The organism is Paenibacillus sp. PL91 (assembly GCF_012935325.2).
Classification (GTDB): Bacteria; Bacillota; Bacilli; order Paenibacillales; family Paenibacillaceae; genus Pristimantibacillus.
In genome coordinates this window covers 169,212-186,048 of record NZ_JABBYG020000012.1, presented here as the reverse complement: position 1 = coordinate 186,048, position 16,837 = coordinate 169,212, and the positions used below count along the sequence as shown (strand labels likewise).

Below are 16,837 nucleotides of genomic sequence, written 5' to 3'. Positions count from 1 at the left end.
TCCCTAATATGTTCGCAAAAATTACAGTCTTTCCCATTCATTTGTAATAAACTTGAAATCTAATATTCATCTCGTTTTAATGAAAACAACCTATACTATAAACAACCCCCTTTTGTAATATATATATAGTTAGACCCACAGCACCGAATGCTGTGGGTCTCTTTTTGCTTTCTAAGGGGGAAAGCTTTCAAAAAAATCCCCCTCATGCGAAACATACAGATTACTCTGCATGCCTCTACATGAAGGGGATCAACATTTTTGCAAGGGTCTAAGCTGCTATAGCTTGTTTAGTATTATTTCACCAGCATATACAAACGGTGAATAATGGTTGCAGCTTGGGCACGAGTGGAATGAGACAAAGGCGCATATTTGTTGTTATCTAATCCTTTGATCAAACCTTCCTTCTGCATTGCAGACACTGCTTCCAAGGCAAAAGCTGAAATTTCCTTCTGATCGCTGAAGCCTTCGGATGCCGAATCTGGAGTTAAAGGCTCGCCTACGAGACTAGCTGCCCTATACACCATGACTGCCATTTCCTGACGGGTGATTTGGTCGTTAATACCGAAGCTTCCATCCGCTTTGCCCTTCACGATGCCAAGCTGCTGTGCGGAAGCTACTGCTTCATAATACCAAGCTCCTGGAGCAACATCCTTCAGGCTAGTAGTCGGATTGTCAGACTGAAGATCGAACGTCCGGACCAGCATCGCAATAAATTCAGCGCGAGTCACTCGGCCATTCGGATTAAACTTACCTTCGCCAATACCGTTAATCGCCTGTCTTGCAGCAAGCGCTTCGATAGCATCCTTTGCCCATGCAACGCTGCTAGTATCGCTGAATGATACATTAACCGTTGCAATGGCGTATTTACTAAAGTGCTTGGCAGAAAACTCAACGCTGCCCGTTTCCGGATTAAAGCGGCCATTTTTGACGATTTCCAGCTCGCCTTTGTCGTTGATGTAGTAAACGACAATATGGTTGGCGTTTTCACCGTCTTTTAGTTGGTAAGGCAGCGCAATATCAATGCGATTAGATCCAAAATCACTTTGTTTTTTGCCATCGATCGTCAGATTGAAATCAAATACTTCATTTTGACCAATAATGGTTTGTACGGAAGCTGGAAGCGTAGCTTTGTCAATCAGCGATACGGACAGATCCAGCGCTGCTGCAGCCCTTCCATCTTCATGCACCAGCAATTCTGGGGCAATGGAGACATTCGCAAAGCCGGTATCGATGGCTAAAGTCGTTCCCGATTGCAGCTTCGCTACAGGAACAGAGACCGCGATATCCTTGGTGCCTGCTTCTGTTTTAACCTCAATGCTAACGGTTTTGTTTGAAGAATGACCTGCAGAAAGAATATCTTTTTCACTTAGCACGACATTGGCTTTGCCATTTGCATCTGTCTTAGGCTCCAGCTTGATGCTGCCTTGCGGGTTAACAACAGGCGGTTCTACTGGCTTCGTAGGTTCACTCGGCCCACTTGGACCAGGTCCTGATGTACTTGGCGCGCTTACCGTTACTTTTGTTGTAGCCTTAAATTCGCCATCCTTCGTAGTCACCGTAATCGTCGCCGTACCCGGTGCTACTGCAGTAACCTCGCCTGTACTGCTTACTGTTGCAACAGCCGCGTTGCTCGTGCTCCACTCTACTTCTGGATTCGTCGCATTCTCAGGCACGATCGTCGCTGCCAGCGTTGACTTCGCTCCGGTCGTTAGGTCAAGTGAGGTTTTGCTTACGGTCACGCCAGTTGCACGTACAACATCAACACGCGGAATGAGCAGCGCGTCAGCCCAATCAGCATGATCGCTGTTCGTTGGATTAGACGCAGGCGAGCCTGCATCGCTTACATAAAGCGTAAGCTCGTATACTCCCGTTACGTCTACTTCAATAGGAATGCCTTGTGCGGGTACGCCGTTTGCAACCTCCAAAGTCGGGCTCTTATAAAGGGATACGCCATCCCCTAGTACCTCAAACCATACGCTGCTAGCTGAGGTCGGCGTGTTTTTCACGTCGTCTATACCAACGACGGATTTGAATTTACTGTAACCTCCGCCAATATTTATAACAATCGTTGAAGTCGCATGGGTTCCGATACCTTTAGCATAAGTTTTTCCATTGATCTTAATCGGTGTGGCAGCGTTGCTAATGGTATGATCCCTTAACGGCGGATGTCCCTTCCATCCGCTCTCTGCGCTTACCCAATCCAAGTCAGAAAGATAGGCTTCTTTGCTTGCTGGTACTGGCAGCGTGCCATTGATGTGATAAACAAACGATGTAATATTGCTATCGTAATGCTCATCCTTAATAGCAACCGCCTTCAGCCATGTCGATTTGGTAATGTCGATCGCACCTGTGTAAAGCGTGCTATCCTTCGTTGGCTTATCGCCGTTTGTTGTGTAATAGATGGCTGTGCCTGCTGTTGCTGTTTCAAGCGTAATTTGAAACGGTTCATCGTAACGCCCTACTGGCATGCTGGCTGTCGGGTCAGCGGCCTTAGGCAGCACGATCTCATAAGCATAGGTCGCTAAGTCGCTATCCGTCCATCGCTCTTTAAACGCAATGGCTTTTACTGTAGTTGTTTTCGTAATTTGGATCGGATTGACGTACTTTGTGCTGTTCTTTGTTGGTGTTTTGCCGTCAATCGTGTAATGAATTTCAGCATCCGCTGAAGCCGTGCTTAATGCAACAGTTAAAAACTTATCATGCAGTCCCGCCTCTACATTCGCAATCGGCATCGCTACAATTGGCGCGTTAATCGTGTAATCGTAAGAAGCGATATCGCTGTCCAAAATCGTTTCGCTGGCTGCAATCGCCTTTAACGTAGCCGATTTTTGAATGATGAATGGCCCCGTGTAAAGCTTGGAGTCTCTTGTCGGCGTTGTGCCATCCAACGTGTAGTATACTTTCGTATCGGCCGTTTGCGATGCTAATGCGACAGAAATCGTTGTAACATATGTGCCAGAAGCCTTATCGCTGGATGGAGCTGCTGCTTTATCCGCTGTCCCCGTTGCGACTGCCTCTGCTTCAATACTAGTACCTACCGCAACCGATGTCGTAATATAGCTTACTTTCACGCCATTTACGGTTTTATAAAGTGCCGGCGTGTCTGTACCGTTAAGTTTGATCGTTGGGAAATTTCCGTAAAAACGCGCTTCCCACGTAATCGGCCCTGTGCCGGTTTTATTTTCGAAAACGGTTTTGGTGTTGCCGGTATGGGCAACGCTTGTTTCATTTTCGCCGATTCTCAGGTAATCAACCTTAACGTCGGGAACTTCGCTTGAAAGCCTAGGCGCCGTTGCTACCGCATGCTTAGGAGCGTTCGGATCAATGCCCATCAACCCTTCAACCACGTTGCCGATGATAGTGTACGAAATTTCCGGATATTCGCCGTTTGTCAACGTACCGGCGTTAAACTGCTCATGTTTGTTCGGTCTTGTTTCCATGAGGAATTTAAGCCATTTCCAGCCTTCGTTCACACGGTTATACGGATAGAACGTATCAGGTAAGTATGAATATGCCTCGATGTTCGAAGGAGAATTCGGTTTGTCTAGTCTCGCTTTCGTGGTCGGGCTATCATAAAGCAAACCATTTCCGATTTGGCCCGAAATATAATCCAGGTAGTTGCTGTTTCTTTGGCCTGGCTCGGTGATGAGCTTCATCGGCATAAACCAGCTGTTCTCTTTGCCGAAACCGGCATATTTCGTTTGACCGTCAATTCCGAGCGCTCTCGCATAGCTGCCTGCTTTGTCGCCGTCCTTGATGCTCCACTCATTATTAAAGTAATCTTTCAGCTGCTGGGCTTTGGCGAAGTAATTTGCTGCTTCTGCGCTGCTGCCTTTCGCCTCTAGCATATGGGCATATGCAAGGAACGCTTGATACTGCGAACCGATCGCATCGCCAGCTTCAATGATCTTCTCGTCGCTTCTTTCATTGTAGCTTACTGCGCCTGAGAAAATACCGCCGCCCGTGCCCTCCGCGACACCATTGCCGTTCGTATCATGCAGCGTGATGAAATCGGTAACGACCTTCGTATAGAACTCCCATAAGAATGGATCATTCAGGTAGTCTTCGTTTCCTGTCCAAAGATATTGCTTATACGCCTTCTCGACTAGCTCAAACTGTGCAGGCACCTCGCGGACAAAGTTGGTGTCGCTCTTCCAGTCGATCGTATAATTGGAAGCATCAAAGTTATACGCCCAAAGGGTGTACCATTTTCTAGCTTCCGTCATCCCTTTGGCAAAGGTTTGGAACATGCTGTAGTTTTCATTATGAAGTCTGAGTATGCTCGCCCCTGGAGCCTGATGGACGAAGTCTCTGCTATAAAACGCAGTGCGATGCTTATATCCCGCCCAATAAGATGGAATATATTCAAACGGACCTGGCTGACCTCCGCCTTTGCTTACGTTAACCGGTCCAGACTTGCCCGTTTGGACAAATGAAAGCGCCTGACCGATTGCCCATTGGAAATTTTCTTGCAACAAGGCATTTGAGGATTTAAGCCTCACTTGCGGTCCCGTAACAGTAACAGTCGTCGCAGCTTTAAATCCGCCATCTTTCGTTGTCGCCGTTATCGTCGCCTTCCCAAGCGCTACTGCGGTTACCTCGCCTGTGCTGCTTACTGTCGCAATCGCTGGATCGCTTGTGCTCCACTCAACGCCCTTATTCGTCGCATCCGCTGGTGCAATTGTAGCTAACAGCGTTGATTGCTCTCCCTTAACGAGGTTTAATGACGTTTCGCTTAATGTCACGCCCGTTACCGCTTGCGAAACCGTAACAGTCGAAGTTGCCGTAACACCGCCATCTTGTGCGGTAACCGTTATAGTCGCCATGCCCGGCGATACAGCCGTAACTATTCCTGTTTCATCTACTGTCGCAATTAACGGCTCGCTTGAAGTCCAGGTTACCGTTTGATTAGTCGCATCTGACGGAGAAACGGTTGATATCAGCTGCTCTGTACCGTAAACAGACAATGCCACTGTCGGTTTGTTAAGAGCAACGCTTGCAACTGCACCACGCGGTATAATTTTCGCGTCAGCCCAGTCACCGTGATCGCTGTTCGAAGGATTGCTTGCCGGCGTGCCTGCATCATTCAAAACAAGCGTAAGTTCGTTTACACCAACAATATCCAATTCAATTGGAATGCCCGTTGCTGGACCGTTAACCGTGTTAAATGTCGGGCTTTTATAAATTGAAAAACCATCCCCCAGCACTTCAAACCAAAGGGTAGTCGCCGTGCCCTTCTTGTTCTGTACGTCGTCAATGCCGATTACGGCTTTAAACGTACCGTATCCGCCGCCAATATTATATTTAATAATAGAAGTGGCGTTGGCGCCGATCCCTTTCGCGTAAGTTTTGCCGTTAATTTTAATCGGCGTATTTGCATCTTTAATCGCATGATCCTTTAGCGGGGGATGCCCCGCCCAACCGGTTGTTGCGCTAACCCAGTCCAAATCGGATAAGTAAACCGTTGCACTTGCCGGATCAGCAAGCGGACCGCTGACGATCCGATAGGAATAGGATGCAACGCCGCTGTTCGTGTACAGGTCTTTCATAGCAATAGCTTTTACCGTAGTTGATTGGGTAATGTCAATTGCACCTGTATAGCGTGTACTGTTAATCGTTGGCGTATCTCCGTTTGTTGTATAGTAGACGGAAGCGCCTACTGTTTCTGTTGCAAGCGTTACTTGGAACGCTTCATCGTAACGTCCTGCCGCCTTACTCGCTGTTGGCGTGCTTGTTACGGGCAAAACGATTGCATAGTCATACACGACTACATCACTATCTACCCAATCGTTTTTATAGGCAATTGCTTTTACTGTCGTTGTTTGCGCAATTGCGATCGGATTGACATACTTCGTGGTGCTTTTTGTTGGCGTTTTGCCGTCTGTCGTGTAATAGATGTCTGCTCCTGCTGTGGCCGTGCTCAAAGTCATCGAAAAAGGTGCACTGTACGTTGCTGCCTCTTTCGAAGACATGGGCTTCTCAACAATTGGAGCATTAATCGTATAATCATAGGAAGCAACATCACTGTCCAAAATGGTGTCACTCGCCGTAATCAGCTTTAACGTAGCCGATTTTTGAATGATGAACGGACCCGTATAAAGATTGGAATCTCTTGTTGGCGTTGTACCGTCCAAGGTGTAATAGATTTTGGCATTGGCTGTTGGAGTCGATAATGTTGCAGCAATCGTTGTATCATAGGTGCCTGCCGCCCGATCGCTGGAAGGAACTTCCGCTTTATCCGCTGTTCCAGCTGTGCTTGCCTCAGCTTGCGCTGTCGCGCCTACATCAACCGATGTTGTAATGTAGCTTACTTTCACGCCATTAACTGTTTTATGAAGTGCGGGCATGTCGGTTCCGTTAAGCGTAATCGTTGGGAAATTGCCGTAAAAACGTGCTTCCCATGTAAGCGGTTGAGTTCCTTCTTTATTCGCAAGCTCTGTTTTGGTGTTGCCTGTATGAGAAACGCTGAGTTCATTTGCTCCGATTTTCAGAAAATCAACCTTCACATCAGGCACTTCGCTTGAAAGCCTAGGCGCCGTTGCTACCGCATGCTTAGGAGCGTTCGGCTCAATGCCCATTAGCCCTTCAATGACGTTGCCGATGATGGTGTATGAAATTTCCGGATATTCGCCGTTCGTCAATGTGCCAGCGTTAAACTGCTCATGTTTGTTCGGTCTTGTTTCCATGAGGAATTCAAGCCATTTCCAGCCTTCGTTCACACGGTTATACGGATAGAACGTATCTGGCAAATACGTATATGCCTCAACGTTTGAAGGAGAATTCGGTTTGTCTAGTCTCGCTTTCGTGGTCGGACTGTCATAAAGCAATCCATTACCGATTTCGCCCGAAATATAGTCCAGATAGTTGCTGTTTCTTTGGCCTGGCTCGGTGATGAGCTTCATCGGCATAAACCAGCTGTTCTCTTTGCCGAAACCGGCATATTTCGTTTGACCGTCAATTCCGAGCGCTCTCGCATAGCTGCCTGCTTTGTCGCCGTCCTTGATGCTCCACTCATTATTAAAGTAATCTTTCAGCTGCTGGGCTTTGGCGAAGTAATTTGCTGCTTCTGCGCTGCTGCCTTTCGCCTCTAGCATATGGGCATATGCAAGGAACGCTTGATACTGCGAACCGATCGCATCGCCAGCTTCAATGATCTTCTCGTCGCTTCTTTCATTGTAGCTTACTGCGCCTGAGAAAATACCGCCGCCCGTGCCCTCCGCGACACCATTGCCGTTCGTATCATGCAGCGTGATGAAATCGGTTACCGTTTTGGTGTAGAAATCCCATAAGTACGGATCATTAATATAGTCGTCGTTTCCAGTCCAAAGATATTGCTTATACGCCTTCTCGACCAGTTCAAACTGTGCAGGCACCTCACGGACAAAGTTGGTGTCGCTCCGCCAGTCGATCGTGTAATTAGATGCGTCAAAGTTATACGCCCAAAGGGTGTACCATTTTCTAGCTTCCGTCATCCCTTTGGCAAAGGTTTGGAACATGCTGAAGTTCTCATTGTGAAGTCCAAGTATGCTCGCCCCTGGCGCTTGATGGACGAAGTCTCTGCTATAAAACGCAGTACGATGCTTATATCCCGCCCAATACGATGGGATATATGTAAACGGACCTGGTTGACCTCCGGTTTTATTTACGTTAACCGGTCCAGTCTTGCCCGTTTGGACAAACTCAAGTGCCTGGCCAGTTGCCCATTTAAAATTATCCTCTAGCAGCGTATTAGATGATTTCAACGTGACTAGCCCATCATAAACGGACTCATAAACGGATGCGGCAACGGTTTCAGAACCTGGTTCTTCAGATTGTGCATGAACTGTTGCGGCAGGCCAAATGGCTGCTGGAAATAGCGATGTCGTCAACATGAAGAACAACAATAGCATACTTACAATCCTTTTTCTCGATCTTGACAAATTGAACCCTCCTTTTGTTTTTTCAGAGTACAGACGTACCTCTATGAAAATCATACTTGCTTTGAAAGCGTTTCGAAACGCTGCTAATCTACGATGTAAGCGCTCTTTTCTACAATCTCAGCTGGCATTTAGTATGATTCTACTAATAACTAGGAGATTCATTTTCCCTGCTTTTCTGGTTTAACCTCCTGATTTTGAGATTTGAAATTCAATCCCTCAAAGCAAAATAAAACCCCGACCGCGTACGGTCAGGGCTTTGATCTCGACATTTTTACAAGCGCTATTCATTTGCTTTCTTCAGCTCCACAAGCACAACCTCCGGCCGATTAAACAGCCGCTGGGGAATAATGCTGTTGCCGAGCCCACGACTAACAATCATCGTTGAGCCGCCCTCCGTATATTTGCCTCCGTCGTATTTGGGCAGGAAGCCTTGCCCTGGCGCAACCAGTCCGCCTATGAAAGGCAATCGAACCTGTCCGCCATGGGCATGGCCGGAGAAGGTTATATCGATTTGGTTTTGTACATAGACAGAGAATAATTCCGGCCGGTGTGACAGCAAAATCGTATAGGCGTCCTTGGATCGATCTACGTCTTTAAATGCAGCCCCCAAATGCGCGTTCATCTTATCGACATCGCCATCCGCTTCATGATTAAAGGTCGGATCATCTACGCCGGCAATCCGAATCGCACCGTCGCCGAGCTTAACGAGCTCGCTTGCGTTGCGCATGACATGAACGCCCAGCTCCCTTAGCCCCTTTGCCAATAAGGGGAATCTAGATCCCCATTCATGATTGCCGGTTACATAATACACGGGGGCTATTTCGGTCATTTTGCGCATCAGCATTAGACTGATTTCCTCGTTGTAGCGTCTGCTATCCACCAAATCGCCTGTCATTACAATGAGATCGGGCTTCAGCTTTTTTACTTTGCGGGTAATCGTGCTCTGGTCCTTGCCGAAGGATTTGCTGTGCAGGTCCGTCAGATGAACGATGCGATAGGAGTCAAATCCGTCAGGCAGCTTAGCAGAGCTCAGCTGGTACTTCGTAATACCGATGGCATTGTTCTCAAAATAGAGGAAAACGATCACAGCGATAATAGCCAAAGGAATGATGGTGAACAAACGTTTTTTTGTCATTCGCATAACAGCAATCTCCTTACCTTTCTTTTACTTCGCCCTTTGCTTCGATAAGTTCCATGATTGCCACTTGCTGCTTTGCTGGGCTTGGCGCTGAAGCGTATCTATGGCCTCGCTCAGCCCCGCTAGCTTCGGATGCTTCGCTTGCAGCTTAAGCAGCTCGGGCGCAGCGTCCGTTGACAACGTGCCGAGATAAGCGATGTCGATATTCCCGCTCCTCTCGAAGCGATCGATATTTTGGGCAGCGATGCGCGCATCCAAATTGAGATAATTCATTATGACAAAAGCGATGATAGACACGCAAATATAAGCTTTGCCCATCGAGAAATGCTCCTTCCAAATGCGAAGCAAGGCAATCGCGAACAGCACGCCCAAATACAGCATAAAGCCATGTACCAATAATCTCGTTTCCGTGAAGCCGTACGCCTCCTCATATAACGACAAGCGGCTATAAGCCGATACAAGCATAACGATCGTACAGCCGATTAAAACGGTCAGCGCAAGCTTGCGAACCCATTCCGCAGCAGCGCTTGTGCGCCGAATGATATGGAGTCCGCACAAAAGCAGCACCACGTTGATCAGTGCGACCAAAATTAATTCCGCGAAGCCTCTGCGCGCATACTCGGCGTATGCTGCTCCATCTGGCAGCATGCCACCAGCAGCACCGAACAAATACGAGAACTGAATGGCGACAAACAGCACATATACAAGATTGATGCTGATGAGCAGCGTGCACGCCGTTATCGGATCTAGCTCGATACGTTCGTTTTGCTTAAGAGCGGCTGCTTGCGGATCTGCTGCAGGCCCGCTCGCCTTTTCCGATAATTTGCTGAATAGCAGACCCCAAATGTAACAAAAAGCATAAAAAGCAAAAAAGGCGGCTACAATGATTCGCCAAATGCCGTCTCCTATAGAGAAGCGGCTGAATACGTCCGGAATTTCAATCAGCCACGATAAAAATATTTCATCAGCCGAAGCCAGCAAGGAGACAACAACGATCAGAATAGGCGCAGAGAGGAGCAAGCCAATCGCTATTTTGCCAAACTTGCTCTTCTTAAACGCGATGCTCTCCTTCCCTCTTATTCGATCATTTAACAGGGTGAACGGTACGCTTATAAATGCCAATGGCTTCACAAGAGCTAGAAATAAAAGCTCTACATAAAACACGCCTCGGTACCAAGGCTTCGTGCTGCTTCTCGTCATGAGCACCGTCTGCGACACTATTAACGCATATAAAGCAAACATATTCAGCTGCCGAAATAAGTTGTTTGCATAAAGGGCATAGGTTAACGCAAGCAGAAAAATCGGAATGAACAGCAGCCAGCCAGATCTTGCTTGCCCCTGCCATTTCTCGAAGCCGCCCAATCTTCCTTTGATGGAATAAAAGAAAAGACCATAAAATCCAAGGATAAACACCATAACAGATATGCCGGCAGGCGCTCCAACAAATAAATATTGACTAACCAAGCCGAATAAGAGGGCAAAAACAAGCATTTTTTCATACCTTTTTTGCCATGGCGCCGGATCTCTCATGTCATTCATTCCAACTTCACACTCCATTTGTTAATTTCCTCCTTTTATTGTAACCTAGAAAACAAGAACAAAAAGTGTAAGTTATAATTGGAAAATTTCATATTTTAGAATAGGAGTATTTTGCATGAAAATACGTCGACATTACTTGGCGCTAAGGCGTTCCTATCCGAATATACAAGAGAATTTCTCCTTTGAAGCCACTACGCAGGAGCTTGCAAATTTGCTCGATTGCACACATCGAAATATGGTTCTTTTATTAAAGCGAATGCAGCAGGAGGAGTGGCTGACTTGGGAGCCAAAAAGAGGGCGGGGCAACCGTTCGACGCTAACTTTCCTTATCAGCAAGGAGCAAATCGCGCTGCTGGAAGCGCAGGAAATGATGCAAAAACAAGATCTGCATGCCGCGCTCGGGCTTCTGAAGCAGGTTGAGGATTCACCTCTGCTGCGCGATCAATTTCAAGATTGGCTGTCCGACCAATTCGGCTTTCATTCCGAAGTGCAGGGCAAGCGGCGGACCGATATTTTGCGCTTTCCGCTGCAGCAAACGATTTATTCACTCGACCCGGCATACATCCATTACACGGGCGAGTCCCATCTCGTCAACCAGATCTTTGATGGGCTTGTTCGCATCGATCCGAAGGGCGAGCATATTTTGCCGCAGCTGGCGCATGCTTGGGAGGTTGATGAAACGCGAACGAGGTGGACGTTCTATTTGCGCAAAGGCGTTCTGTTTCATCATGGCCGCGAGCTGGATTCATCCGATGTCAAATATTCGCTGGAGCGGCTTAAACGGCTGGCACCGCTTGGTCTCTACAGCTGGGTCTACTCCGATATCGTTGCAATGGATACGCCGGATGACACCACGATTCGCATTCAATTATCCGAGCGCAACGAAGCCTTTCTCGCTTTCCTCACGACCAATCGCGCATCGATCGTCCCTCAGGATGCATGCATGGCGGCAGGAGAGCAATTCGGCGAGAAGCCCGTTGGCACAGGTCCTTTTCGATTTATGGGAAATGAGCAGGGTGTTTGGATACTAGAGGCTTTTGCTCCTTATTTTCAAGGAAGGGCCTTTCTCGATCGGGTTGAGGTATGGACGATTGCCGAGGAGGAGGCGCGTGAGAAGCACGCTGAGCAGCAATCGTTTCAGGTTATGCACAACGCGAGATTATCGGAGCATGCAGCCGAACGGTGGCAGCAGGTTAGGCAATCGGGAATGACCTGCAAGTTCATAACTGTAAATGAGCAGAAGGACGGCTTGCTGGCTAACCCGGCTATTCGAGCGGCAATTGATCTCGCTACACAGCGTACCGAGCTTCTAAAGCTGCTATCTGGAGATGTAATAGAAGGCGTGAACAGCTTTTGGCCGGATAAAGCGCAGAAACTGCCGGAGGACGCTGACTGTGACTGGAGCTTCATCAAGCAAGCTCTTGCAAGCTCAGGCTATAACGGCGAGACGCTAGTACTTGCCACTATTCCGCAATATGCGGCGGATGCGGAGATCATTCGGCAGGTTTGTGCGAGGTCTGGCATTTCACTGCGCATTAATCTGATCCCTGCCGAGCAATTTAAAGGGACAGCGCGCATGTCAGCCGATTTGCTGCTCTTTGCGATCATGCTGGACGAGCATCGCGAGCTCAGGCTTATTGATTTGTACAAAAGCATGCAGCAGCATGCGCTGCCGGATGTTCATGATAGACTGGAGCGCAGCATCCGAAGGCTTCTGGGCGAGCCTGACCGCTCGCTTCGAGAGGGGATATTTTTAGACATTGAAGCAGAGCTTAAAGAGAGGCACAGCCTGCTGTTCCTCTACTGTAAGCATCTAAAAACCGCATTCCATCCATCGGTACGGGGAATATCGCTCGAATCGCTCGGTTGGGTACGGTTTCGAGATATTTGGTTTACGTAGACGGATATTAGAATAAAGCGAGGTTATCGAAATGGGACAAGAAAATGCGAAGGATCATACGCAGCGCTTATTTATTGCCATACCTGTACCGGAGCCTATCTCAAAGAAGCTGGAAAACTGGACACTTGTCCATAAAGAAAGGCTTTCCTTCCGAAAATGGACCCATCCGCGCGATTACCATATTACGCTTCAATTTCTAGGCGACACAACAGCTGCCCAGCGCGATGCGCTGCAAGCCGCTCTGCGTGATGTAAAGGCAAAGCCCCTCACTTTAGTATTGAATGGAGCAGGCACCTTTGGCCCGGCCAAATCGCCACGGGTGCTTTGGGCAGCAATTGCAGGACACCTTGAAGGATTAAACAACCTTCACGTGGAGGTAATCAAGGCAACGCGAACGGTCGGGTTCGTGCCGGAGGATCGTCCCTACTCGCCGCATATCACCTTGGCCAGGGGATTTGCGGGAGGCACGGAAATGTCAAATGAGTCGACAGCCTCCGCTCCCTCTTCGCTTGAATGGAAAGCCGACCGTTTCGTCCTTATGCGTACCCATATGCACGCAGCACCGATGTATGAGATCATCGGCGAATATCCGTTAGCCGAGCATTAGAAACGGCAACATCACATCGCTTATGTCTTCTTGCTGTCATCTTTTTTGAACAATGTGATGACCGTCAGCAGCAGCAAAGGAACGACAAACGCAGCAAACGCCCATACGGGATGGACAGTTGAGACAATTTGGCTCCATTCTGCTGCTCCGTCAAAGCTGTTGAGTCCCATCAGAAAGCCGATTAAAGCCAAAGGCATGACGATCGTTCGGCTGTCTTGCAAACCAACCAGCTTGCTTATATATAAGCTCATTACGTACAAGGTTATGGACGTTTTCATATAGGAGCCTAAAATAAGCGACATACCTATAATCGATTCCACTCTTTGTATAATTTCCTGAAACTCGACTACGCGCGCCAAAGAAAACAAAACGTAAGGCTTCTCCCCGGCAAACGGCCCGAAAATCATAATGGCGCTTACCGTAGATGCGCACAGGATTAGAATATTAATACCTAGCGTAATAAACAACGTTCTGGGCATTTTGCCTAACGAGGTCTTCTTGACGAACGGCAGCAGCATCGAGAACAAAAAGACCTCAGCAAAAGGAAAACCAAACGTAAAATATGCCCCATGCAGCACCGGCTTGATTCCTTTCGGCAAAACGGGCAGCAGGAACGAAGGATTATAATCGGGGAGCGCGATCACTAAAACGACCAGCACGCATAAGGCGGTCAAAATCATGGTCAACGTGAACATTCTCGCCATGACTTCAAGACCGGCAAAGGCGGTTGCGGCCGATACAATGAATATAAGCAGCGTAAACACGTACATCGGCGTTTCCCTTAGCATGGAACTCACCATAAATAAACCGACATCGATCACCATCGCCGATTGCATCTGGAGTAAAAAAGATATGGTCAATACGGAGAAGATGGTTGTAAGCGTCGTTCCGATTAACTTGCGGCTGTATTCTACGAAAGTCAGGTCAGGATAACGGCGATGCAGGAATAAGATGCAGCTTAAGAGCAGAAAGCCCATCCCGCCGGACAACAATAGGGAGATCCATGCTCCGTTATCGGCTTTGCCAATGAGCGGTCCTGGGACATTGATGATGGAGGAGCCGGTCATAAAAACGAAAAACAGCACGCCCATTTGAAAAGGATTAACGGTTTGCTTTTCTATGCTGCTCCCTCCTTACCCTTTCGAAATTATCATTTGTTTACATTTAAGAAATCGTCGATCTCTTTGGATACCCCTCCGAAAACAGGCTTTATCATATCATTAAAGTCTAACCAGTTTTTATTTAAAGCGTAATCCATGCCTAAATACAAACCAATCAGGAGCAATAAAAAATATACAGCCTTTTCACGCTTTTTGATTTTGTTTCGAAAAACAAACCAATAGTGGAGCAGCATGCCGCCGAAAATAACCATTAGGACAACTATTCGCTCAGCCATATCGAACCCTCATCTCCTTGCTTAGTTAGCAGGTTTGCTGGAAATGGTCCCGTTTGTGACGAGTCTCAATTTTGCTTGAACGTCAAAAGAAGCTTCAGCAAATTGCTTACCCCAATCCCCTTTCATACGTTCCCACTTCCGGGGATTCGTTCTGTACACGTGATTGCCCACATCAATGACGTCTATTTGGTTTGCCTGAAGGAACTTTATCGTAAGCCGCACTTGTTCCTTCAATTTTTCTTCGACACGCTTAATAAATGCTTCTTCATCCTTCAGGCTGCTGATCGTGCTGCACGAAAGCTCACCGATCGCTATGTCTCCTTCGATTTTGCTTTTTATAGTCAACTTGTCTCCCTTGAATACCGGCTTTACCCGGACCTGCATGGCAAGAATCTCGGACGTTTCATTCTCTCCCTTCCTGCCGGGGCATGAAATTTCGATCACGCCGGATTTATAAGCATTGCGAAGGACGAGCAGTCCCTCCACTCTTTTCGAAGGCAAAATGACTTTCATCTTCCCGTCTTTGAGGAGAGCAAGGCCAGCTGCGGCAAACATATCGTTAGATTGTTTATCCTCATATACATAAGACACGACGGCATCGGAATTGGCGCTTTTAAGCTGCAGCAGCAAATGAAGCAGCGAAATATCCATCGTTTTGGATGCGGTGTTATAGGCGGATTCACTCGCTCGCAAAAACTGCTGTGCAGAGGTCTGCTCGATCAACGGCTGCTTCATTAGCAGCTTGCTGGCCGAGCCCTTAGCGATCATTAGGGAAACGCTGCTTCTTGGCTCATGATCGCGGTAAAAAAGGTCCAGCAGGTTGCCAACGTTGACCTTCCTCGCCAGCTTTTCTCCAACAATAATGACACGCAAATGGCTCCATTGCGCTTTTCTTCCTAAATGAATGGGAATATCCCTTATCGCCTCCATGACGGACTGGTCAGTTGTCTTAATATGTATGCTGGAAGGACCGGTTGTCGCGGATGATACGCTTTGCGCTGAAGTCGGACGGTAGATTTGCGTAAGCATCTCGATATCTCCGTTTTTCCCTTGATCCAGCGCGACTCCCATTACGAAACCGCGTTCCGTCAGCTCGTATTTGCTCCAACATCCGGGGAGGATTAGAAATACCGCCGTCAGGATGAGAAGAAGCATCCCTTTTTTTATCATTTCTCATTCCTCATTCTTTCCGCATATTGCTTTGCTAACCGTTACTTGGCCGTTTTATGCTTATGATGGTTTATTGAGAAACGAAGCAGCGTTTTTAGCGGAATTCTGATGATGAAGCCGCCGAAAAATAGCCGCGCTTATCATAAACGGAAATCGCAATAGCGATGATGAAAGCAATGATTCGAAGCCAATCAACGGAACCCTCAATATATCCGTATTTATTTACATTATTCCCCTAAAATCGTCTCTCACTCCAATGCCGTTAAATAAAAAAGAGCCGTAAAGAAGCGGAATTGAATCCGCTAATACGCTCTCGGCTAGTAAATATGACAGGAAATATTGTGGGAAATCAGCTATTCTCAACAATAGCCGGCCATTTTAACATACTGGGCACGCTACAACAAGAAAAAAATTATTCATACGTTTTGGGGCCGCTTCGCAAAATAGGAATAAAAGCCGCATTGCAGCTAGCTTATTCCAGCCTTTTAGTATGCTGGAAGCGATTACGTTCCAATTTTTTCAGGTTTTTTCCTCTGTAAAGTAAACTTATAATACGGATGAGACTAACACAGAGGAGAGATCATATGAATACAGGAATCAAAAGAAAAATCGCAATCTTGATGTTAGCCGTCAGCTTGCCAGCAACATCGTTATTACAAGTACAGGACGTCGATGCCGCATCCGTATCCGCAAAAAGAAATAAGCTTGTTCAAACCGCAATTGGCTTAACCAACAAGGTAGATTATGTACATTGGACAAAGAGACAAGAAACAAGGGCACCATACAAAACGGATTGCTCAGGCTTCACATATCTTGCTTATAGACTTGCAAATGTTGGTGTGAAACTTGTCAACAGAGATGATGACGCTCAAGCAAAAGTTGGTCAAAAGGTATCATGGGGCAAGTTTGAAAAAGGCGATTTGATATTCACTTGGAACGGTGGCTCCAAGAACAAGAAAGATGTCGGCCACGTCGGAATCTACATCGGCAATGGCAAAATGATTCATAATGCCAGTGCCAAAAACGATGTTATCGTATCCAACATCTATAAAAGCAGCTATTACAAAGATAGATTTATCGTAGCAAGACGTGTAATCAAGTAGCGGCACATTGCCGAAAGTAAGCGCTATCATGAATGTGGACAAACCAATTCCTATGACTCGGAATT

The 16,837-nt window shown here is 47.3% G+C and carries 9 protein-coding genes; 3 read left to right on the top strand and 6 right to left on the bottom strand.

Annotation, left to right across the window (positions count from 1 at the left end):
• Positions 1 to 293: 293 nt before the first annotated feature.
• The 3 genes from HI950_RS24370 to HI950_RS24360 all read right to left on the bottom strand — a co-directional run bounded on the left by HI950_RS24370 (position 294) and on the right by HI950_RS24360 (position 10,614).
• Positions 294 to 7,919, bottom strand: coding sequence for a chitobiase/beta-hexosaminidase C-terminal domain-containing protein (locus HI950_RS24370; RefSeq protein ID WP_169088394.1), 7,626 nt, complete (start codon positions 7,917 to 7,919; stop codon positions 294 to 296).
• 280 nt (positions 7,920 to 8,199) lie between these two features.
• On the bottom strand, positions 8,200 to 9,054 hold the full coding sequence (locus HI950_RS24365) for a metallophosphoesterase (protein WP_486187808.1): 855 nt from the start codon (positions 9,052 to 9,054) through the stop codon (positions 8,200 to 8,202).
• A gap of 30 nt (positions 9,055 to 9,084) precedes the next feature.
• Positions 9,085 to 10,614 (bottom strand): DUF4153 domain-containing protein, encoded by a 1,530-nt coding sequence (locus HI950_RS24360; protein ID WP_169088390.1) that lies wholly within the window; start codon positions 10,612 to 10,614, stop codon positions 9,085 to 9,087.
• Positions 10,615 to 10,711: 97 nt separating this feature from the next.
• On the opposite strand from HI950_RS24360, the gene HI950_RS24355 reads away from it, so the two are divergent.
• Together HI950_RS24355 and thpR are read left to right on the top strand one after the other, a co-directional pair.
• Positions 10,712 to 12,496: an ABC transporter substrate-binding protein gene (locus tag HI950_RS24355; protein ID WP_169088388.1), complete on the top strand. Its 1,785-nt coding sequence runs from the start codon at positions 10,712 to 10,714 to the stop codon at positions 12,494 to 12,496.
• Positions 12,497 to 12,527: 31 nt separating this feature from the next.
• Positions 12,528 to 13,103 carry an RNA 2',3'-cyclic phosphodiesterase gene (gene thpR, locus HI950_RS24350; RefSeq protein WP_169088386.1) on the top strand — a complete coding sequence of 192 codons (576 nt, stop codon included), beginning with the start codon at positions 12,528 to 12,530 and terminating at the stop codon, positions 13,101 to 13,103.
• Between the two features lie 20 nt (positions 13,104 to 13,123).
• On the opposite strand, the gene HI950_RS24345 is transcribed toward thpR, so the two are convergent.
• From HI950_RS24345 to HI950_RS24335, 3 genes are read right to left on the bottom strand one after another with little or no spacing between them, the layout of a single operon-like run.
• Positions 13,124 to 14,224: a GerAB/ArcD/ProY family transporter gene (locus HI950_RS24345; protein WP_317618441.1), complete on the bottom strand. Its 1,101-nt coding sequence runs from the start codon at positions 14,222 to 14,224 to the stop codon at positions 13,124 to 13,126.
• Positions 14,225 to 14,253: 29 nt separating this feature from the next.
• Positions 14,254 to 14,499: a hypothetical protein gene (locus HI950_RS24340; RefSeq protein WP_169088382.1), complete on the bottom strand. Its 246-nt coding sequence runs from the start codon at positions 14,497 to 14,499 to the stop codon at positions 14,254 to 14,256.
• Positions 14,500 to 14,520: 21 nt separating this feature from the next.
• Positions 14,521 to 15,669 (bottom strand): Ger(x)C family spore germination protein, encoded by a 1,149-nt coding sequence (locus HI950_RS24335; RefSeq protein ID WP_169088380.1) that lies wholly within the window; start codon positions 15,667 to 15,669, stop codon positions 14,521 to 14,523.
• Positions 15,670 to 16,253: 584 nt separating this feature from the next.
• Here HI950_RS24335 and HI950_RS24330 point away from each other — a divergent pair.
• Positions 16,254 to 16,772, top strand: a complete 519-nt coding sequence (locus HI950_RS24330; protein ID WP_169088378.1) for a C40 family peptidase — start codon at positions 16,254 to 16,256, stop codon at positions 16,770 to 16,772.
• The last annotated feature ends 65 nt before the right edge of the window (positions 16,773 to 16,837 follow it).